Origin of the sequence: Microvirga sp. TS319, from assembly GCF_041276405.1 — a bacterium.
In the GTDB taxonomy this organism is placed as follows: Bacteria; Pseudomonadota; Alphaproteobacteria; order Rhizobiales; family Beijerinckiaceae; genus Microvirga.
The window spans coordinates 3,054,929-3,074,279 of sequence record NZ_JBGGGT010000002.1 but is presented as its reverse complement, the minus strand read 5'-3'; the positions used below and the strand labels follow the sequence as shown (position 1 = coordinate 3,074,279).

Genomic DNA, 19,351 nt, shown 5'->3' with positions numbered 1-19,351 from the left:
CGCACGATCCGGGCGAGCAGCCGGTTTCCGCTTGCTCTGATCATGCTCCAGCAAGGCTTCAAGAGAATGACCGATATCCTCGAATCGATGCGCCGCATCTTCGTTCCGATCCACAAGGAAGGGTATCCCTTCATCTTGATCGCCCTGTTCGCGACCATCGTCCTGGCGTGGCTGTGGTCGCCGCTGGGCTGGATCGGCGCCATCCTGACGGTCTGGGTCTGCTACTTCTTCCGCGATCCGCCGCGTGTGACCCCGCTGCGCGAGGGCCTCGTCGTCTCTCCGGCGGACGGACGCGTGAACCTGATCACCACGGCGGTGCCCCCGGCGGAGCTGAGCCTGCCGCCCGAGCCGATGACCCGCATCTCGGTCTTCATGAACGTGTTCGACTGCCACGTGAACCGCTCGCCGGTGACGGGCCGCATCGAGCAGATCCTTTATACGCCCGGCCTGTTCCTCAATGCCGAGCTCGACAAGGCCAGCGAGGACAACGAGCGCAACGCCCTCGTCATCGAGACGGCCGGAACCCGGATCGGCGTCGTGCAGATCGCAGGCCTCGTGGCGCGCCGCATCGTTTCCTTCGTCAAGGTGGGCGATGCCTTGAGCACCGGCGAGCGTTTCGGCCTCATCCGGTTCGGTTCGCGGCTGGACATCTACGTGCCCATGAGCGCCCAGGTTCTCGTGGGCCTCGGCCAGACGGCGGTGGCCGGCGAGACCGTCCTGGCCGACCTGACCGCCAGCGAGCCCGCCCGCCAGTACCGCAACGGGTGATCGGACCTTGCTCCAGGAAGGGCCAAAATGCGCCCTTCCTGCTCTCTTGCCTGCTTCCTCGCTTGATCCCTTGCCGGCCCACTTCGGATCCGTGGGACGGAACTGTCCACAGCCATTTGCGCTTCTCCCATGACCACACCCTGCTCAGCTCGGCTCACCGGTCGGGCTGGCTCCTCCCTTCCAGGCATCGCCGGATCTCCGACCCGGAGGGCCGCGCCGGCGACCCGGAGTGCCACGTTCGTGAAAACCGGGTCCACTTTTCCGCGTGATGCGTTAGGTTCATGCCATGAGTGATCTTTTTCCTCCCTTCGCCCCGGATCCGAACGAGCCGCGCAAGCGGCTGTTCAAGCCCGTGCCGTTTCGCGTCATCGTTCCCAACATCATCACGCTGATCGCCCTGTGCCTGGGCCTTACGGCAATCAGACTGGCCTTCGAGGGGCGCTATGAGCCGGCTGTCGTCGCCATCGTCGTGGCCGCCCTGCTGGACGGGGTCGACGGCCGGGTGGCGCGCCTGCTGAAGGGGACGTCCCGCTTCGGGGCCGAGCTCGATTCCCTGGCCGATTTCGTCAATTTCGGCGTGACGCCGGCCCTCATCCTCTACAGCTTCCTGCTGCACGAACTCAAAGCGATCGGGTGGATCGCCGTCCTGGTCTTCGCCATCGCCATGGTCCTGCGGCTTGCCCGCTTCAACGTGATGCTCGACGATCCGCACCGGCCGGAATGGAAGAAAAACTTCTTCACCGGAATGCCCGCTCCCGCAGGCGCGCTGACCTCGATGCTGCCGCTTTATCTCTCGTTCCTGGGCTTTCCGGTGGGCCCCGCGGTCGCGCCCATCGCGCTCATCTACCTGCTGGGCCTGGCCTTTCTGATGGTCTCCACGATCCCGGTCTATTCGGGCAAGACCATCGGCGTGAAGGTGCCCCGGGAATGGGTGCTGCCGATCTTCGTGCTCTCGGTGGCCGTCTTCGGGCTTCTGGTCAATTTCCCTTGGGAAATGCTGACCGGGATCACCGTTCTCTTCCTCGGCTCGATCCCGTTCAGCGTGATGCGCTATCGCCAGCTCGCCCGCGCCGAGGCCGCCAAGGGCCTCTCGAACCCGCCCCCGGGGGCGCCGGACAGCGAGCCGCCTTCCGCCGCTTGATTCAAGCGTCGCCGGTGCCATGTTGTGACCGGGCGCAAGGCCGTGCGCCCGGCAAATTGTCAATCGTCCTGACGGGCTTCTGCGGCCCTGGAGCGTGGAGATCAAAGTGGCGTCTTCTTCCGAGGTGTCGAATTCCGGCTTGCGTCCGAAGCTCGTTCTGGCGTCCGCCTCGCCGCGCAGGCTCGCCCTTCTGCAGCAGGCCGGCATCGAGCCCGATGCCCTTCTGCCCGCGGACGTGGACGAGACGCCTCTGAAGAACGAGGGCCCCAAGGACCTGGCCAAGCGCCTCGCCCGCTCCAAGGCGGAGGTCGCCCGCAAGACGGCGCGTAACCGCGAGGACCTGAAGGACGCCTATATTCTTTCCGCCGATACGGTGGTGGTCGCGGGCGGGCGCATCCTGCCCAAGGCCGAGGTGGTGGACGAGGCGGCGGGGTGCCTGCGCATCCTGTCGGGGCGGGCGCACCGGGTCTATACCTCGATCTGCCTCATCTCGCCGAAGGATTCGTTCCGCGAGCGGCTCGTGGAAACCCGGGTGCGCTTCAAGCGTCTCTCACGGGAGGAGTTCGAGCGCTATCTCGCGTCGGGCGAATGGCGCGGCAAGGCGGGCGGCTATGCGATCCAGGGATTGGCGGGAACCTTCGTGGTGAAGCTCGTCGGCTCCTACACCAACGTGGTGGGGCTGCCCCTCTACGAGGCCGTGGCGCTGCTCGACGGCGAAGGGTTCCCCGTGCGCGGAACCTGGCTCGACGCCGCCTGATTCCGAAGAGGACCAAGGCATGGACCCTGCCAACGAGAACAAGCCCCTGACGCCGACCGGCAAATGCCCGATCTGCGGCAAGCAGGCGACCCCTGAATTCAAGCCTTTCTGCTCCAAGCGCTGCGCGGATGTCGACCTGAACCGGTGGCTCTCCGGCGGCTATGCGATTCCGGCCGTCGACGACCCGGAGGACCGGGGCGAGGACGACCGGGAAGACGGCGAATAAATTTCTTCGAAAATTTCTTCTCGGGCGGCTGGACACGCGGCAAAGGTCTGACTATACACCGCCCCACGACGCGCACGGCACACGCCGAGCCTCGGATGCCCAGGTAGCTCAGTTGGTAGAGCATGCGACTGAAAATCGCAGTGTCGGTGGTTCGATTCCGCCCCTGGGCACCACTTCTTCTCCTTGAGATCTCAAGAGATTCCCGCAAACGCCCCGATCGGGGCGTTTCGTGTTTCTGGCGGTGGGGGCACGCCGGGGGCACAAAATCGCGCGCTTGGCTCATTCATCCTGCCCCCACCTTGCCGAGTTCGAACACCGAGGTTGGGGGTTCGACGATTCGAACTGGAACCAACACGAGACGCGTGTTCGACCGTCGCTGCTTTGTGTCCCAAGTTAACGAAAGTCCCGCGTTCTGACGCTGATCGCGAGCTCCTGGCAAAGTGAAGTTTCTGATTTACGTGCCACTATCCATCAGATAGGTCCCGGAGACGGGCGGGGAGAAGGGGCAGAGACCTGAACGATGGGGCAGCCGGCGGATGATGTAAGCGCGACAATTCTGTGCTGCGACCTTGGCGGCTCCAGCCTCCGCGTTGGGTTGATCAACGAGCAAGGTCGCATCGTGGCTCAAGCAACTCAGACCCTTGCCGTTCCAGTGAGTCCTGACGGAAGGTCCGAGGTCGATCCACAGGTGTGGTGGCATACCTTTCAGAAACTCGTCGCTTCTCTCGCCTCTGCAGGACCTTCCTTGTTGCACAAGGTGGTCGGCGTCTCAATTTGCGGAATGACCCGAACCCAGGTTCTGGTTGATGATGACGGGCACGCCGTGCGGCCCGCGATCACATGGCGCGACAGCCGGGCTGGTTCTGAAGTACTGGACCTTGCCGCAGCCTGCGACGGCGAGAGCATCGACGTCTTTCACCCGGTGGCGCGGCTGGCCTGGGTTCAGCGCCACGAGCCTGAGGCCTTCGCAGCCGCACGGGTCGTCATTGAGCCGAAGGATTATCTTGCACTCAGGCTGACCCGTCGGCCCGCGAGTGATCGCATCTCGCTGGCCCGCCTCCTGGCTGTGATCCGCAGCGAGGGGCCGCTGGCGCGGTTCAGCTCCCTCCTGCCTGACCTTGTTCAGCCGTCCTCCATGATCGATCGGGTTCGCAGCGGGCTTCCGTCTCCGCTCGATGCCCTCGCGGGATGCCCTGTCTTCATGGCGTCCAACGACACCTGGACGGCTGTTCTCGGGCTTGGGGCACTTCGCTCGGGCCTGGCGTACAATATCGTGGGTACCAGCGAGGTGTTGGGGCTGATCGCAAGCCAGCCCGCGACAGCGCCCGGGCTCATGAGTGTCGATTGGGGGGACGGCCTGCATCAGATCGGAGGGCCGAGCCAGAACGGGGGTGACGTCATACCCTGGCTGGTCCACGCCTGTGGCGGTCAGGACCATAACCTTGCCGAAAGCCTGTCCTTCTTGCTTGCCGGGCCGCGCCATCCGCAGCCTGTCCTGTTCCTTCCCTTCCTGCAGGGGGAGCGCGTGCCGTACTGGGATCCCGACCTGCGCGGCGCTTTCCTGGGCCTCGCCAAGGGCCATGGATCAACCGACCTTGCATGGGCAGTGCTGGAGGGTGCGGCCTTCGCTGCACGATTGGTGCTTGAGCGCGCGGAGGCGGCCACGGGCGAGGCCGTCAGGGAGATCAGGTTCGGGGGAGGAGGCGCGCGGAGCGAAGCCTGGTGCCAGGTGCGGGCAGATGCGATGCGCCGTCCCGTGGCCGTCGGAGCCTACGACGAGCCAGGTCTCCTCGGTTGTGCGGCCGTCGCTTGGACCGGGCTCGGCCGCTTCGCCTCACTCACCGAAGCTCAGCAAATGATTGCACCGCCTGTCAGGCAGTTCGAGCCCCAGATCGATCGGGCCGAACACTATGATGCGCTCTACGCGGTCTACACGGATGCTGTCTCGGCCACTGCGCCGATTGCGCACCGGCTTGCCGCCATGCGCATTGCGGACGGCTTGGCGACGGTCGCCGCCCCTCAAGATGAACGTTGATACGCGAGTGAATCGAATGCGGCATTTTCTCTCGACCTATGGCACCGCCCTCGCAGGAGTCGCGATCGTGGCTTTCTTCGCGGTTGTCTCTCCGGCCTTCCCGACGGCGGGAAATTTGTCGATCATTCTGAAGGAAACGAGCTTCCTGGCCATCCTGGCGCTTGGTTTCGCGCTTGCTCTCATGACGGCTGAACTGGATCTCTCGATTGCGGAAGTTGCGAGCCTTTGCGCCGTGATCACTGGTTCCCTCGTCCACGCCGGCCAGCCTGTCTGGATGGCGATTGTCGCCGGTCTGGGGGCCGGGCTCCTTTGCGGTGTCGCCAATGGCTTGGCCGTCACGGCCCTCAGGGTTCCTTCGCTTATCGCAACGCTCGGGACCGCCGCCGTCGCCAAGGGCCTCGCCTTCATGATCACGCAGGGTGTCGCCTTCGTCGGGCGTTGGCCGACGAGCTTCACAGGGCTTGCGCGCGGCTCTCTCCTGGGGATTCCCAATCTTGTCTGGTGGCTCGTTTCCATCGCCGCGACCGCCTTCGTCTTCGTGAACTGGACCAGGACAGGCTCTCATCTTGTCGCTACCGGCGAGGCTGAGGAGGCGGCACGCCTTGCGGGGATTCGAACAGCAAGAATGAAGCGCCTTGGCCTCGGTCTCTCGGGCCTGCTCGCCGGAGGCACAGCCGTCCTCCTTGCCGCAAGCGTGTCCTCGGCAGCGCCGAACATGGCGGGCGACCATTTTCTCTATGCCATTGCAGCAGTGTTGCTCGGCATGACTATGTTCACGCCCGGCAAGCCGAACGTGATCGGAACATTGGTCGCTGCCTTCACGCTGAAGGCTCTGGGCAATGGCCTCATCCTAATCGGCGCGGCCTATTACGTGCAGGATATTGCGCTCGGGCTCATCATCGTCGCCTCAGTCGCCTTGTCCGCAGCTGCTGTGAAACGCGCGGCATTCGTCAAGAAGTTGAATTTCAGGACGTGACGCCCGCAATTCTCACGATACTATTGCGCCAAGCCATACAGACCACGATCAGGGGGACGTTTATGAGAAAATTGCTGGTCTCGCTCGCGCTTGGGGCGAACTTCGTTGCGGCTGCGTTGCTTCCAACCGCAGCCCAGGCTTTCGACCTTGCCGTCATCGGCTTTCAAATGTCGTCCGAGACGCACGCCCGCGTGGCGAACGCCGCAGCTGCAGCCGCAAAGGCGAAAGGGTGGAACGTCAACATCCTCAACTCCGAGGGTTCGCTCCCGAAGCATGCCGAGCAGCTTGATACGCTCATTCAACGCAAGCCGGATGCTATCTTGATCGCGATGGGAAAGCCCGTCGAGGCTGAGGCGCAACTCAAGAGTGCCAAGGAGGCCGGCATTCCGGTCCTGACCGTGATGGCCGGAACGAGCGCCCACACCCTGTTCGATATTCAGGTGAACGAATACAAGGTTGGTGCCGAGGCCGCGCTCTATCTGCTGGGACAGATGAACTATCAGGGCAATATCGTGACCCAGCGCTTCGACGGCAACGTCGGGACGCGCATTCGTGGCAAGGTCCTCGACGCCGTCCTGTCAGAAAATACCGGCGTCAAGGTGCTTGGAACCCACACCATGGCCCGGACGCAGAGTTGGCGGGACGATGTCCGTAACGGCATGCAGGCTCTGCTTCTGAAGAACCAGGGTCAGGTCCAAGGCATCTGGGCGTCGTTCGATGGACAGGCTTACGTCATTGACGACCTGCTGAGGGCACAGGGCGTGAAAAAGGGCGAGATCCCGCTGGTCTCCATTGACGGTGGTGCGGACACTTACCGGCGCATCGCCGATCCCGAATCCACCCTGACGGCGACCGTTGCGATTCCCTTCGAGGAGATGGGGAAAAAGGCCGTCGAGGCGATCGATACCATCGCGGTCAAGAAGCAGTCCAAGGAGTCGGTCACGGCGGGCCCCTACCTGTTCCTCGACGCTGTCCTGGTCGACGCCAGGAACGTGAAGCAGTTCATGGATAACTGATGAAGCCCACTTTCAGTATTGCCAAGGGCGCCGCGCCGGCGCCCTTGTTGTCTCTCCGCGGCATCACGAAAATCTATGGGGCAGTTGAGGCCGTCAAAGGCGTCGATATCGATGTCCATGCTGGTGAAGTGCTTGCCATCTGCGGTGATAACGGGGCCGGCAAATCGAGCCTTATCCGGATCGTTTCGGGGGCGCAGGAACCGACGAGCGGGACCATCGCACTCAGAGGCGAGCCGATCCGTCTCCGCTCGCCGCAGGATGCCCTGCAGCGCGGGGTAGCGACGATTTATCAGGACTTGGCACTCGCGCCCCGGCTTTCCATTGCGCAGAATGTATTTCTTGGCTCCGAGGTGACACGACCTGTTTTCGGACTGCCTTTCGCTCGCCTCCTCGACAAGCGCCGCATGGCGGACGAGGCGAGGGGCTATCTTCAGCGTCTCGCCATCAACGTGGCGGATATGACGACGCCGGTCGAACGTCTGTCCGGGGGACAGCGCCAAGCGGTCGCGATCGGTCGAGCCCTGCGCTGGAACGCTGAATTGATCATCATGGATGAGCCGACGGCTGCGTTAGGTGTGAAGGAGACGGCCCAAGTGCTCGATCTCATCCGCCGCCTTCGCGCGGAGGGCCGCACGGTGATCCTTATCAGTCATAACATGGCCGACGTCGTTGCGGTAGCAACACGGGTTGTCATCCTCAAGGGCGGCCGCAAAGTTGCCGAGGAACTCACCGACGGCCTCGATGCCGACACGCTTGCTCATATGGTCATGACCGGACGAAAGCCGTAAACAGGGATCTCCACGCAACCCGCAGTCGGCCGGGGATCAGACTCAAAAGGGTGGTCCACCTCAGTCGCCGAGCGATTATACAGAGGACTGCAATTCCTTGCACCCTCGAGCGGCAAAGGGGCGGACTGTAAATCCGCTGGCTCTGACCTCGTGGGATTATAAGTCCCTTGCATCTACCGAGATCACCAGGTCCACGCCGGTAGTTTGCGCTTAGGCTTAGCAACAAGCCGCGCATCCGCCAGCATGGACAAGGAAAAGCGAGCTTGCTCCCGAACCGCTAACACAGACTTCAGTCTCCCTCAGGTTATGTCTCTGGGAAGCCGATTGGCTCTCGTGCATCTGGGCTCTTGGTGGCGTGCACCGTAATTTTTACCCGCACGCCGCCTGCCGCAAGCCGGTGAGCAATACATGACGCCAGCGCGCCAGGGCTTGAAGAGCGTACCGCACTCAGGGCAGGTGAGGAGAGCTGGCAGCTGGCTCTTACGCCGTTGCGCGTTCCGGTGCCGCCGACAGCACTCAGGCGTGCAGTACTTGCGGGCTCTGCCCTTGCGACGCATGCCGCATCCCTGACACTCCTGGAACGCTCGGGAGCGCCGCCGCTCGCTGTGAGCGGCGCGCCGACAGGGATCGGAGCAGAACCTTGCCGCATCCCGTTGTGGCCGGAAATCAACCCCGCAGCACTCGCAGGGCCGCGGTTCAGGAGAGACCGCCGTGAGCGCGGCCTGATACACATCACATGGGAGACAGGTCGGCCGTGGGCGGCCTCGGCGCTTCTCCGACGGGATGTCGCATTGGCAGACCCGGCATTTAGCAGGACCTCGTTGGGCGAGAAACGCCTGATACAGTTTTTCAATGTGATCCGGGAAACCCATACGCTGGATCTCCACTGTGCCGGAAAACATGCGGGGTTCGGTATGGTCTGCCAAATGCCGCACGGCAGAAATTCTGTCACACTATGCGGGCGACTGGACCTCCCAGTCCGGTCCGTCTTCCCCCGGTTCGAGATCGATGGATCCATCGTGCATGCGCCAGACGCACTGCTGGAGTAGAAGGCGCAGTCATTCGGGTAGCCCAGCCCTTTCCAGTCCCGTGAGGTAGAGCTCGGCCATGCGGGGGTTATGGAAACTGGTGCTTCGGGACGTTCGAAGGCTGGAGGTGGGTTGCGCCTTCAGGAGCTCGGCGATCACCGCCTGAGCCTCCTCGATACGGCCAAGATGTGCGAGCGCCGCAGCGCGGTAGCGGCGCGCGACATTGTGCGTCGGAACCTCGACCAGGATCCGGCCGGTCAAGGTCACGGTCTCTTCAAAATGGCCCGCGAACAAGTGCGCCGCCGCCAGGCCGAGCATTGGGAAATAGCCCTTTGGGTCGACCGGGCTCAGGCGGCGCGCCTCCTCGAACTGCTCGATGGCCCGCAGACTGTCCCCGAAGTAGTGGTAGACCCATCCGCAGAACGAGCGCACATGCACCGAGTTCGGGTGAAGGGCGAGCGCGCGGTTCGCCAAGTCGAGCGATTGTTCGAAGCGGACGCCCAGGGTGGAATAGGCCCAGGCCGCGGTGGCCAGGACCGCCGCGTTCTCAGGGGCGGCCGCAATTGCCCGTCCAGCCAGCTCGCAGGCTTCGGTGGTGCTGGCCTGCTTGTCCGCGGCCCATCCATTGACCGTCATGCGGACGAGACATTCTGCAAGGGCCGCGAGCGCATCCGCATAGGTCGGGTCGAGAGCCACGGCTCTACGGAGCAGAGCTTCGGCCTCCTCGAAACCCACCCGTGTGTAGACGTCGATGGCCGGGAGTGCACGGAGGTACAGATCATACGCGTCGAGATTGTCGGTCGGCTTGCGCCGGGCCCGTTCGATCTCCGCCAACCGCAGGCTCGGCTCGACCGCAATCACGACACTTGTGGTGATGCGATCCTGGAGCTCGAAGATCTCCGAGATCTCACCATCGAAGCGATCCGCCCACAGGTGGGCGCCCGTAGCGGCCTCAAGCAGTTGCCCTGAGATCCGGACGCGCTGACCGGCCTTGCGGATCGAGCCTTCCAGGAGATAGCGGACGCCGAGCTCGCGGCCGATCTGGCGCGCATCGATGGGCTTGCTCTTGTAGGTGAAGGCCGAGTTCCGGGCGATCACGAAGAGCCACCTGACCCGGCTCAGGGCCGTGGTGATGTCCTCCACGATGCCATCGGCGAAGTACTCCTGTTCCGGGTCGCCGCTCATGTTGCTGAACGGGAGCACCGCAATCGAGGGCTTGTCGGGGGCGGAGCGTGATGCGGCGTATGCTGTCCCAGCCGAGATGGATGAACTGGGACCCAGGGCATAGGCTCGAATGGGCTCGTCGATGTTCTTCAGCGTCTGTGGCCCAAGATCGGCAAACGGTAGAGGTATGACCTTCCGCACATAGCTATAGGCCGCGTCCGAGAGGCAGATGCCACCCGGCGCAGCGAGGCTCTCCAGCCGTGCGGCGATGTTGACTCCGTCGCCCAACAGGTCGCCGCCACGCACCATCACATCTCCGACATGCACCCCGATCCGAAATCGGAGGCGCTTCTCCTCGGGCCTGTCCTGGTTGGCGGCTGCGAGGGCCTCCTGCACCTGGGCGGCGCATCGGACAGCATCAACGGCGCTGGGGAACTCGGCCAGGACGCTGTCACCGGCGGTGTTGGCGATCCGCCCGCCGTGATCGCTAATGAGCCGGTCCATGACGTCACGATGAGCGGTCAGGGCCCGCAGCGTGCCAGCCTCGTCCCGATTTATGAGCCGGGAATAACCCGCGACGTCAGCGGCCAGGATGGCCGCCAGCCTGCGTTCGATCCGCTCGATATCCGGTTCCATCGGTCGCTCCCGCACACCGGAACCACAGTTGGGCAGATTAGCGCCGATCCGCAGCACGGCAAAGAGGATTGCCATGGCAGCTTTCGGATCCCACTGGAGGCGCCCATCAGTATGGGCTTTTCGGACCGCCCGCTACAAGCTCACGAAGGGATGACCGGATGTTCTGGCTGGCTCGGCACGCTCCGTTTTACCCACCCAGTACAACGACTAGCGGTGGCGCTCCGAGATCGTCTTACGAAGGCGCTGAAACGACACCGTATTGGGCTCCGTAAAGCGCCTTCTCGGCATTGGGCCTGCCATCACGGATTAGGCGACTGGGGCTCGTCAGAGTTGCCTTCGCGTGCCGCTACACGGGCGAGCTCTGCTCTGATCACCTGGGCCATCCCGATCCCAATGCCTGGGACCACCTGCTCGATCTGACCAGCCACAGCCCTCAACTGATCGAGGGTCGTGATATTTTCCCTCTGGAGCACGTTCCATACGTAGAGGGGCAGGCGCAAACCTGGAATGGGCCCGTTGGAGGTTTCATAGGGAGAGCTGGGCACAATGTCATGTCCTGATCCTACATTAGGATCATCATCAAATGGCAGGTGCAGAGCGGTTGCCAATCGTTCCTCGACCACAAAGCCGCTTGCCTTCCCCTTTATTGCCGAGCTCCCCGAGCGATTGCACCCGTTCTGGGCGACGCAATTTGCATTCCAAACATAGGTTTTACGCGCGGTTCATGCTTCGCTTCTGGTCCGGTGAGCTTCCTTCACCGACGGAGCGGAATGGCGGTGACCGACCTCGCCTGAGGGGCATTTGACGCTTCACTCAGAGAGGCGCACGCTCGCTCGTCCTCAACACGCGATGCTATCCACATCGGTCGTGGGATAGCTTCCGACGGAGGGCGGACGCGAAACGGAGGAAAGAGCCATGCATGCGGTGATCAGAACCTACTCTGGTCAAGGGGCCAGGGAGCTTTTTGACCTGCTGGAGAAGCGTAAGTCGGATGTCGAGAGCCTGATGCGGTCGGTACAGGGATTTGTAAGTTACTCTCTGATCCGCACCGGCGATGGCGGCATCACGATCACGGTCTGTCAGGACAAGACAGGTACCGATGAGAGCGTCCAAAGGGCCAAGGACTGGATCGGGCAGAATGCGTCGGACATTGGCGCGAGTGCACCGAAAGTGTCGCAGGGTCCGGTCCTTCTTCACTTGAAATAGTAGTGCCATCCGACGCTGAGGCCCCTTGGTTGGTAGCGTGCTCAAACCGTCCCCAGTCGAAAGGCCAGGGGCACTTCGCGCTGGCGCCGACCGTGACGGATTCCAGGAAGCGTCTTCTCGGAAATCTCTCTCCTCAAGCAAGCTCGGTCTTCAAGAGGCCAATCACCTGCGCCATCTTATAAGGCTTCGAGAGAATGACTCCTCCAGAGACCGGCTGCATCTGCTCGGCATACCCCGTCACGTAGATGACAGGCAGATCCGGAAATCGCTCGCGACAGGCCCTGGCCACCTCCCAGCCATTGGCCTCTGGCATGCGAATATCGGTCAGCAGGGCATCAACGGTGATCCCGGTTTGCAGGAGCTTGAGAGCTTCGCCGCCGTTAACGGCTTCAATGACCTCGAAGCCCGCCTCCTCCAACTGGGTTGCGGCCATCTCCCGCACGAACGGATCATCCTCAACGAGCAGAATTGCCATGATGCCTCTCATGTCAGGCATACATGGACAGCCAGAGGACATCATCAACCGGATCCGGTTCGATAAAGGACATGACGTGCAATTTGCGGACAATTGTCTCACGCGTGCGGGCGCAACGGCTCCGGGTCTACCCGGTTAATCTCCATCGAGACCGTTACCGTCAGAACCCGCTGGCGGTGTTCGTTTCTGATCTCGACTGTGACCTCCCGAGCATCGCCCTTCGGCAGCCGATCCCGGCCGATCTCCGCCGCCGTACAGGCAGCCTCGCGTTCGGCGGCGTCCAGGGTGTCGAACTCAAGGCCTTCTTCGTCAGGGGTGAAGCTCGCCCCCTCGCGCACGTCGAAGTAGAAGCGCGGCATGGCGATCCCTCTGACCTGAATGGATACCAGCCAACCCAGAGGGGGGCGGTTTGTTCGTTGTTCCAGAAGCGGCCCTCCGCGACATGGAGCTGTAGACCCCCGTTAGAAAGGTCACCCCTCTCCCCGTTACAAATGTCACTCTCCCTGGGTGATGGTGCTGGGGAGATTGGGTCTGATGACGGTGATCGCGATGAGCCGGGCGGAGATCGCGCGGGTTCACGTTCTGCGGGACGTTGTGGCGGAGCGGATTACGGTACGCGAAGCCGCCCAGTTGCTGCCGATTCCACAGCGCCAGGTGTTCAGATGGCTGAAGGCCGACCATGCCGGCGGTCCCGCAGCCTTGGTGTCGAGCCGGCGCGGCAAGCCCAGCAACCGCTCCTATCCGGCGGCGCTGCGAAGCGAGGTGCTGGCGCTGATCACAGCCACCGATGCCGATTTCGGCCCAACCCTCGCCTGCGAGAAGCTCGCCGGGCGGCACGGCATCGCTCTGGGTGTCGAGACGATCCGGCGCTGGATGATCGCGGCGGGCCTGTGGCAGGACCGCCACCAGCCGCGCTATCGACGTGACTGCGTCGGCGAGTTGATCCAGATCGACGGCTCCGAGCATGACTGGTTTGAGGACCGCGGCCCGCCCTGCACGCTGCTGGTCTACATTGACGATGCCACCAGCCGGCTGATGCACCTGAAGTTCGTCGAAACCGAGTCGACCTTCGCTTATTTCCGATCCACCCGGGAGTACCTGGAGGCCTACGGCAAGCCGGTAGCATTCTATTCTGACAAGCATGCTACCTTCCGGATCAACAAGGTAGGGGCAACCGGCGGCGACGGCATGACCCAGTTCGGGCGGGCGCTGCATCAGCTCGACATCGACATCATCTGCGCCATTGCTCCCCAAGCCAAAGGCCGGGTCGAGCGCGCCAACGGCACCTTGCAGGACCGGCTGGTCAAGGAGCTGCGTCTGGCTGGGATCTCGACCCTTGAGGCGGGCAACGCGTTCCTGCCCGCCTTCATCGCGGACTTCAACCGCCGCTTTGCCAAGGCGCCCTACAGCGACAAGGACCTGCATCGACCGCTGAGCAAGGACGATGAGTTGGATGACGTGTTCGCCTGGCGGGAGGAGCGCACGGTCTCGCGCAGCCTGACCCTTCAATACGACCAGGTGCTGTTCATTCTCGAGCCAAACGCGATCACGCTGTCCCTCGCCCGCCAGCGAGTGATCGTCTACGACTATCCGGATGGGCGCTTGGCCATCAAGCACAAGGGCCTGGAGCTGCCGTACAGACCCTTTGACCGCCGCCAGCAGGTGGATCAGGCGGCCATTGTCGAGAACAAGCGGCTGGGGCCGGTTCTGGCCTATATCGCCGAGCGGCAGAAGGAGCTCGACATGAGCCGCAGCCGCAAAGCACCGCGTCGGCGAGGGCAGGCCAAGAGCCTGTTCAAGGTGGGCTGAGCCCTAAGGTAGCCTCTCCCCAGAAGTGACATCTCTAACGAGGACAATCAGCGACTTGTCTAACGGGTTCTGACAGCTAAAGCACCGAATTGATCTCGTTATGGAACAGCGCATCCGAATGCGCGGAGCGGCGCGCATTCGGGTCTCGGCTTCAATCCTCACTTGAGCGCGTCGAAGATCGGCCCCGAGCATTGCGCGACGAAGATCAGGAGCAGGATGCCGATGAACCACAGCCAGGAGCCGGATATCTGCGGCTTGACCGCGGGAGAGGCGGCTGCGGCCGGAGGAGGGCGGAAGACGGGCGTGGGTGGGGCGGGCAGGCGCTCAATCAGCTCGGCCGATTCAGCCCGGACCTGGCCTGCGGTGCCGAGGAACCGGAAATGCACGGGAATGCCGCCGACGAAACCGACCTCCGCCGGCTGGATTCTGGAATCGTGGTGGACCCACCAGTATTCCGTGCGTTCGTTCATGCAGCACCCTATCATAAATGTCCGTGTAGGCCGTCTGTTTTGCCAGCAGGCCGCACTGGAAATCCAGACCCATTCAGGCCACGATGACGCGAAAGAGCATTGAGGAAGCCCGTGAACGTTCTGGTGACTGGAGGGGCCGGCTATATTGGCGGCCACATGGTGTTGGCTCTGCGCGATGCGGGCCACAATCCCGTTGTCTTCGACAATCTCTCGACGGGCTTCCGATGGTCCGTCCCTGAGGATGTGCCCCTCGTGGTCGGCGACGTGGGCGATTACGAGCTGGTCCTCCAGACGCTCAAATCCCATTCCATCGAGGCCATCGTGCATTTCGCCGCCAAGCTCGTCGTGCCGGAATCGGTGCGCGATCCGCTCGGCTACTACCTCAACAACACGGTCAAGAGCCGCTCGCTTCTGGCGGCGGCGGTCGCGGCGGGCATTCAGACCTTCGTGTTCTCGTCCACGGCGGCGGTCTACGGCAACGCGTCCGACCGGCCCCTTGCGGAGGATGCGCCGCTCGCGCCGCTCTCGCCCTATGGCAGCTCCAAGCAGCTCACCGAGGTGATGCTGCGTGACGTGGCTGCAGCCCACGGCATGCGCTTCGTGGTCCTGCGCTACTTCAACGTAGCCGGAGCGGATCCAGCCATGCGGCACGGGCAATGCACCGCGAATGCGACCCATCTCATCAAGGTGGCGGTCCAGACGGCGCTCGGCATGAGGCCCTCCATGGAGGTCTACGGAACCGATTATCCAACGCCCGACGGCACCTGCATCCGCGACTACATCCACGTGAGCGACCTGATCTCGGCCCATATGCAGGCGCTCGATCATCTCGGCGCCGGCGGCGAGAGCCTGGTGGTGAATTGCGGATACGGCCACGGCTATTCGGTGTCGCAGGTGATCGACACCGTCCGAGAGGTCTCGGGACGGCCGCTCGAGGCCCGCCTCGCGCCCCGGCGCGAGGGCGATCCGGTCAGCATCGTGGCCGATTCCACCCGCGCCCGCTCGCGGCTTCACTGGGAGCCCCGCTACGACGATCTCTCGACCATCGTGGAGCACACCCTGCGCTGGGAGAGCATGCTGCGCGAGAGAAACATGCGCCTGTGATGCAGCGTGTGCACGCCTCCCGACCGGCCCGCGCTCAAGAAGGCGTGGAAAGCCGGGCGGGCTGGAGCATCGAACGTGAAAAGTGGATTTGCACTTTTGGGACCCATCCGATGCTCCCTTCCTGGAACGAGCGCATCGTTCTGGCGAAAAACCGGGGCCGCTTTTTCGCGCGATGCGCTAAGAACAGTTTAAGAACCTCTGCCTCTAATGCGGACCGGCGGCCCGCGATTCCGGGCCGCGACCGATGAGGAGAGGGCTGATCATGAATGCGGGCGCGACGAACGGAATTCTGCTCCTTGGGCGCATCCTGCTGGCCTGCTGCTTCCTGCCCCCCGCCATCGGCCGGCTCGCCAATATCTCGGGCTTCGCGGCGGCGCTGACCCTCAAGGGTATTCCTTACGGCGACATCGTGGCGACCGTCATCGCGGTCGCCGAAATCGTGGCTCCTCTCGCCCTGATCCTCGGCCTCGCGCCGCGCGTGAGCGCCCTGGCCCTGATCGCATCCGTTGCGGTCTCCACCGGAGCCCTGCACCGGTTCTGGGACTATGGCGGCCTGAACCGCCAAGCCGAGCAGGCGCTCTTCCTCGCCAATCTCGGCGTCCTGTCCGGGCTGATGTTCTCCCTTATCGCCGGTCCCGGGGCCTGGAGCTGGCAGGGCTGGTGGAGCGGCATGGGAATGCGCAAGCCCGCAAAGAAGAAGCGCCAGTCCCGCCCGCGCGCGGCCAAGCCCAAGCCGAAGCCGGCCCCGGTCCGTTCCGCCGAGGACGAGGAGGAGTTCGCCAACGCCGCCTGAGGGCAGCGATCGAGCCGACTGGAGTTCCGCCCGGTCCTCGGCGCGTCGTGAGCCCCGGCGGCCGCGGGCAAAATGCAGATCCGGCTTTTCGCCCTGAACGATGCGCCCTTTTCAAGCTGGGAGCATCGGATGGAATCCCAAAAGTGCAAATCCACTTTTGGGTCCGATGCTCTAGACGCGACTCGCTTTCATCCCCAAATTAGTGCCTTCATTCAGCCCTTTATCGACGCGATAAGGCTGGACCGCCACGCTCACGCGGCGAGCCGCCTTGCGGATATGTCCTATTTTCGGGTTTGCAGTCGAGTCATGCTCAAGAAGTCTTTGCGCCGCTCCGCCGGTCTCGCCCTCGTTCTGGCGCTCGCCACGCCGGCTCTCGCCCAGCAGCGGGCGGCCGATCCGCTGACGCGCTTCCTCGACGGCATCTTCAAGCCCGGTCAGGGGCAGGGCGGCGCACCGGACGCGCAGGCCGCTCCGGTTCAGCAGGCGGAGCCTGCCGCTCCCGCGGCGCCCCCAGTGCCGGTTCAGCCGCAGGCGAAGCCCCAGGCCAAGCCCCAAGTCAAGCCCCTGACCAAAACTGCGGCGCCCAAGCCGAAGCCGTCGACCCGCCAGCAGGCCGCGCAGCCTCAACTCCAGCCGGCGGCCGCACCTGAGCCGAAACCCGCTCCCGCCGCGCCTGCGGTGAAGGAGGCCGTCTCGGAAACCCCGACGCCCGCGCCGCAGTCGCCGGCCCAGGCGGCCGAAGCGCCGAAAGCTCCCGAGCCGGCTCCCGTCAAGGTGCCCGAGCCGCCGAAGCCCGCGCGCGCGACGCCCTCGCAAAGCGCTCCGGCGCCGACCTCCGTCGCGGCCCGGGCCGCCCCCGTCACGCCCGTTTCGCCGCCCAACCCGACCTCTCCGGCCGCCGCCCTGGAGCGGGTGAACGCCTATTTCAACAGCATGGAGCAGATGTCCGCCTATTTCGTGCAGAAGAACCCCAACGGGCAGCAGGTTGAGGGAACCCTCTCCGTGCAGCGTCCGGGGCGGCTGCACTTTGCCTATTCGCCGCCGAGCACCCTCGAGATCGTGTCGGACGGGCGCAACGTGGCGATCCGGGACAAGAAGCTCGGCACCAACGACGTCTATCCGGTTGGCCAGACGCCCCTGAAGTTCCTGGTGCAGGAGAACGTCGATCTGGCGCGCGACACGAAGATCCGCGACGTCCAGATCGGCCGCGACGGCGTGATCACGGTGGCGTTCGACGACAGCGCGACGCTCGGCGGAACGTCCAAGATCACGCTGCGCTTCGACAGCCGCGCGAACGCCCTCAAACAATGGACCATCGTGGATTCCCAAGGCTACGAGACGACTGTGGTCCTGTCCGGCCTCAACGTGGTGCAGCGCAGGAGCGCCGGGGCCAACTGAACCCCAACTGAACCCGTGGAAAGGCCTATGTTTCTCGAGCCGGGGGCTAACCTGCCCGGGGATCCGATGCTCCCTTCTGAGATGAGCGCATCGTTTGAGCGGACCCAGCGGGCCACGTTCGTGAAAATCGGGTCCGCTTTTCGCTCGCGCGGCCCGCTGGGTCCGCACGATGTTCGCCTCTTAGATGGAGCGCATCGTTCTGGCGAAAAACCGGGTCCACTTTTTCGCACGATGCGCTAGAAGTCGGCGTGGCCCCGTGGAGGGCTGGAACCCGAACAGCCGTGGCAGGTGAGCATGGTCGATCAAGCAGCCCTCGGGGCATATGCCGGTTACGTTCTCGAGGATGCGACGATCCCGGAACTGCCGAACCATTACCGGGGCAAGGTGCGCGACAATTACGACCTGCCGGACGGGCGGCGCATCATCATCGCGTCCGACCGCATCAGCGCCTTCGACCGCAACTTGGCGGCCATTCCGCTCAAAGGGCAGGTGCTCACGCAGACCGCCCGGTACTGGTTCGAGCAGACAGCCGATCTCTGCCCCAACCACATCATCGAATATCCCGATCCGAACGTGGCCGTGTGCAAGACGCTCACCATCCTGCCGGTCGAGATCGTGGTGCGCGATTATCTCGCCGGAACCACCGGCACCTCGATCCTCTCGCTCTACAAGCAGGGCGCGCGCGAGATGTACGGCATCCGCCTGCCGGACGGCATGCGCGACAACCAGAAGCTGCCGCACACGATCATCACGCCGACCACGAAGGCCTTCCATGGCGGCCACGACGAGCCGCTGACCGCGGATGAGATCGTCGAGCGCAAGCTGCTGACCGCCGAGCAGTGGAAGACCGTGTCGGATTACGCTCTCGCGCTCTTCGCGAGGGGCCGCGAGATGGCAGCGGCGCGCGGCCTGATCCTCGTCGACACCAAATACGAGTTCGGTATCGACGAGGCGGGCCGGATCATGATCGCCGACGAGATCCACACGCCCGACAGCAGCCGCTACTGGTTCGCCGAGAGCTATGCGGAGCGCTTCGAGGCGGGCGAGCGGCCCGAGAGCTTCGACAAGGATTTCGTGCGCAGCTGGGTCGTCGCGCGCTGCGATCCCTACAAGGACCCGATCCCCGAAATCCCCGCCGACGTGATTCTGGAAACCTCGCGTGTCTATATCGACGCCTATGAGCGTATCACCGGCCGGACCTTCGCTCTGCCGGATGCAGGCGTGCCGGTGCTGGAGCGCATCCGGACCAATCTGGCGCGGTACTTCTAGAGCCTTTTCCATGAACTTCGGTTCACGGAAAAGGCATTTGTTGTTTGAGAAAGACGCCTTTTCTTCGCAAAACCGGCATCCACTTTTGCGGAAAAGGCTCTAGCGCATCGTGCGGAAAAGTGGACCCGGTTTTCGCTGACGCGGCCCTCCGGGTCCGCTCGCAACGATGCGCCATTCAAGGAGTGGAGCATCGCGCGAAAGAGCGGCTCCGGTTCCAAGGCGTGGATGGTCAGGGCTGATCCCCGGATCAAGTCCGGGGACGGCCAGGACGGGGAGGCGGGAAGGACACGAA

The 19,351-nt window shown here is 63.7% G+C and carries 18 protein-coding genes and 1 tRNA gene; 15 read left to right on the top strand and 4 right to left on the bottom strand.

Going from position 1 to position 19,351, the window contains the following annotated elements; genetic code table 11:
- The first annotated feature begins 66 nt into the window (after positions 1 to 66).
- From AB8841_RS24005 to AB8841_RS23965, 9 genes are all read left to right on the top strand, one after another.
- Positions 67 to 768: a phosphatidylserine decarboxylase gene (locus AB8841_RS24005; RefSeq protein ID WP_370438273.1), complete on the top strand. Its 702-nt coding sequence runs from the start codon at positions 67 to 69 to the stop codon at positions 766 to 768.
- A 286-nt stretch (positions 769 to 1,054) separates the two neighbouring features.
- Positions 1,055 to 1,909: a CDP-diacylglycerol--serine O-phosphatidyltransferase gene (gene pssA, locus AB8841_RS24000; protein ID WP_370438272.1), complete on the top strand. Its 855-nt coding sequence runs from the start codon at positions 1,055 to 1,057 to the stop codon at positions 1,907 to 1,909.
- Between the two features lie 106 nt (positions 1,910 to 2,015).
- Positions 2,016 to 2,666 carry a Maf-like protein gene (locus tag AB8841_RS23995; protein ID WP_370438271.1) on the top strand — a complete coding sequence of 217 codons (651 nt, stop codon included), beginning with the start codon at positions 2,016 to 2,018 and terminating at the stop codon, positions 2,664 to 2,666.
- 19 nt (positions 2,667 to 2,685) lie between these two features.
- Entirely contained in the window at positions 2,686 to 2,892 is a 207-nt protein-coding gene (gene yacG, locus AB8841_RS23990) for a DNA gyrase inhibitor YacG (RefSeq protein WP_370438270.1), read from the top strand.
- A gap of 97 nt (positions 2,893 to 2,989) precedes the next feature.
- Positions 2,990 to 3,065: transfer RNA gene (locus tag AB8841_RS23985), tRNA-Phe, on the top strand.
- Positions 3,066 to 3,412: 347 nt separating this feature from the next.
- The gene (locus AB8841_RS23980) at positions 3,413 to 4,927 is read left to right on the top strand and encodes an FGGY-family carbohydrate kinase (protein WP_370438269.1); all 1,515 of its coding nucleotides are present in this window, start codon (positions 3,413 to 3,415) and stop codon (positions 4,925 to 4,927) included.
- A 16-nt stretch (positions 4,928 to 4,943) separates the two neighbouring features.
- Entirely contained in the window at positions 4,944 to 5,903 is a 960-nt protein-coding gene (locus AB8841_RS23975) for an ABC transporter permease (RefSeq protein ID WP_370438268.1), read from the top strand.
- A 62-nt stretch (positions 5,904 to 5,965) separates the two neighbouring features.
- A complete protein-coding gene (locus AB8841_RS23970) occupies positions 5,966 to 6,919 on the top strand; it encodes a sugar ABC transporter substrate-binding protein (RefSeq protein WP_370438267.1) in 954 nt (317 codons plus the stop codon).
- Positions 6,919 to 7,707 carry an ATP-binding cassette domain-containing protein gene (locus AB8841_RS23965; protein ID WP_370438266.1) on the top strand — a complete coding sequence of 263 codons (789 nt, stop codon included), beginning with the start codon at positions 6,919 to 6,921 and terminating at the stop codon, positions 7,705 to 7,707. Before AB8841_RS23970 ends, AB8841_RS23965 begins: the two co-directional genes overlap by 1 nt.
- A 1,058-nt stretch (positions 7,708 to 8,765) precedes the next feature.
- Here the strand turns inward: AB8841_RS23965 and AB8841_RS23960 are convergent.
- Complete coding sequence (locus AB8841_RS23960; RefSeq protein WP_370438265.1) at positions 8,766 to 10,535, bottom strand: adenylate/guanylate cyclase domain-containing protein; 1,770 nt, start codon at positions 10,533 to 10,535, stop codon at positions 8,766 to 8,768.
- A 915-nt stretch (positions 10,536 to 11,450) separates the two neighbouring features.
- On the opposite strand from AB8841_RS23960, the gene AB8841_RS23955 reads away from it, so the two are divergent.
- Entirely contained in the window at positions 11,451 to 11,741 is a 291-nt protein-coding gene (locus AB8841_RS23955; protein ID WP_370438264.1) for a hypothetical protein, read from the top strand.
- Positions 11,742 to 11,874: 133 nt separating this feature from the next.
- Here the strand turns inward: AB8841_RS23955 and AB8841_RS23950 are convergent, their stop codons facing one another.
- Positions 11,875 to 12,216, bottom strand: coding sequence for a response regulator (locus AB8841_RS23950; protein WP_370438263.1), 342 nt, complete (start codon positions 12,214 to 12,216; stop codon positions 11,875 to 11,877).
- A gap of 98 nt (positions 12,217 to 12,314) precedes the next feature.
- Positions 12,315 to 12,575 (bottom strand): hypothetical protein, encoded by a 261-nt coding sequence (locus tag AB8841_RS23945; RefSeq protein WP_370438262.1) that lies wholly within the window; start codon positions 12,573 to 12,575, stop codon positions 12,315 to 12,317.
- A 175-nt stretch (positions 12,576 to 12,750) separates the two neighbouring features.
- On the opposite strand from AB8841_RS23945, the gene AB8841_RS23940 reads away from it, so the two are divergent.
- The gene (locus AB8841_RS23940) at positions 12,751 to 14,025 is read left to right on the top strand and encodes an ISNCY family transposase (protein ID WP_370438261.1); all 1,275 of its coding nucleotides are present in this window, start codon (positions 12,751 to 12,753) and stop codon (positions 14,023 to 14,025) included.
- A gap of 158 nt (positions 14,026 to 14,183) precedes the next feature.
- On the opposite strand, the gene AB8841_RS23935 is transcribed toward AB8841_RS23940, so the two are convergent.
- Entirely contained in the window at positions 14,184 to 14,495 is a 312-nt protein-coding gene (locus tag AB8841_RS23935; RefSeq protein WP_370438260.1) for a hypothetical protein, read from the bottom strand.
- 111 nt (positions 14,496 to 14,606) lie between these two features.
- Between AB8841_RS23935 and galE the strand changes: the two genes are divergently transcribed.
- The 4 genes from galE to AB8841_RS23915 all read left to right on the top strand — a co-directional run bounded on the left by galE (position 14,607) and on the right by AB8841_RS23915 (position 19,059).
- Complete coding sequence (galE, locus tag AB8841_RS23930; protein WP_370438259.1) at positions 14,607 to 15,599, top strand: UDP-glucose 4-epimerase GalE; 993 nt, start codon at positions 14,607 to 14,609, stop codon at positions 15,597 to 15,599.
- 262 nt (positions 15,600 to 15,861) lie between these two features.
- On the top strand, positions 15,862 to 16,392 hold the full coding sequence (locus AB8841_RS23925; protein WP_370438258.1) for a DoxX family protein: 531 nt from the start codon (positions 15,862 to 15,864) through the stop codon (positions 16,390 to 16,392).
- Positions 16,393 to 16,698: 306 nt separating this feature from the next.
- Positions 16,699 to 17,790, top strand: a complete 1,092-nt coding sequence (locus AB8841_RS23920; RefSeq protein WP_370438257.1) for an outer-membrane lipoprotein carrier protein LolA — start codon at positions 16,699 to 16,701, stop codon at positions 17,788 to 17,790.
- A 294-nt stretch (positions 17,791 to 18,084) separates the two neighbouring features.
- A complete protein-coding gene (locus AB8841_RS23915; RefSeq protein WP_370438256.1) occupies positions 18,085 to 19,059 on the top strand; it encodes a phosphoribosylaminoimidazolesuccinocarboxamide synthase in 975 nt (324 codons plus the stop codon).
- Positions 19,060 to 19,351 lie beyond the last annotated feature (292 nt).

What these genes read in the sequence shown, in the direction of transcription:
- AB8841_RS24005 (WP_370438273.1), top strand. Translation starts at nt 67, where the DNA reads ATGACCGATATCCTCGAATCGATGCGCCGCATCTTCGTTCCGATCCAC.
- pssA (WP_370438272.1), top strand. Translation starts at nt 1,055, where the DNA reads ATGAGTGATCTTTTTCCTCCCTTCGCCCCGGATCCGAACGAGCCGCGC.
- yacG (WP_370438270.1), top strand. Translation starts at nt 2,686, where the DNA reads ATGGACCCTGCCAACGAGAACAAGCCCCTGACGCCGACCGGCAAATGC.
- AB8841_RS23980 (WP_370438269.1), top strand. Translation starts at nt 3,413, where the DNA reads ATGGGGCAGCCGGCGGATGATGTAAGCGCGACAATTCTGTGCTGCGAC.
- AB8841_RS23975 (WP_370438268.1), top strand. Translation starts at nt 4,944, where the DNA reads ATGCGGCATTTTCTCTCGACCTATGGCACCGCCCTCGCAGGAGTCGCG.
- AB8841_RS23970 (WP_370438267.1), top strand. Translation starts at nt 5,966, where the DNA reads ATGAGAAAATTGCTGGTCTCGCTCGCGCTTGGGGCGAACTTCGTTGCG.
- AB8841_RS23965 (WP_370438266.1), top strand. Translation starts at nt 6,919, where the DNA reads ATGAAGCCCACTTTCAGTATTGCCAAGGGCGCCGCGCCGGCGCCCTTG.
- AB8841_RS23960 (WP_370438265.1), bottom strand. Translation starts at nt 10,535, where the DNA reads ATGGAACCGGATATCGAGCGGATCGAACGCAGGCTGGCGGCCATCCTG.
- AB8841_RS23955 (WP_370438264.1), top strand. Translation starts at nt 11,451, where the DNA reads ATGCATGCGGTGATCAGAACCTACTCTGGTCAAGGGGCCAGGGAGCTT.
- AB8841_RS23950 (WP_370438263.1), bottom strand. Translation starts at nt 12,216, where the DNA reads ATGGCAATTCTGCTCGTTGAGGATGATCCGTTCGTGCGGGAGATGGCC.
- AB8841_RS23945 (WP_370438262.1), bottom strand. Translation starts at nt 12,575, where the DNA reads ATGCCGCGCTTCTACTTCGACGTGCGCGAGGGGGCGAGCTTCACCCCT.
- AB8841_RS23940 (WP_370438261.1), top strand. Translation starts at nt 12,751, where the DNA reads ATGACGGTGATCGCGATGAGCCGGGCGGAGATCGCGCGGGTTCACGTT.
- AB8841_RS23935 (WP_370438260.1), bottom strand. Translation starts at nt 14,495, where the DNA reads ATGAACGAACGCACGGAATACTGGTGGGTCCACCACGATTCCAGAATC.
- AB8841_RS23925 (WP_370438258.1), top strand. Translation starts at nt 15,862, where the DNA reads ATGAATGCGGGCGCGACGAACGGAATTCTGCTCCTTGGGCGCATCCTG.
- AB8841_RS23920 (WP_370438257.1), top strand. Translation starts at nt 16,699, where the DNA reads ATGCTCAAGAAGTCTTTGCGCCGCTCCGCCGGTCTCGCCCTCGTTCTG.
- AB8841_RS23915 (WP_370438256.1), top strand. Translation starts at nt 18,085, where the DNA reads ATGGTCGATCAAGCAGCCCTCGGGGCATATGCCGGTTACGTTCTCGAG.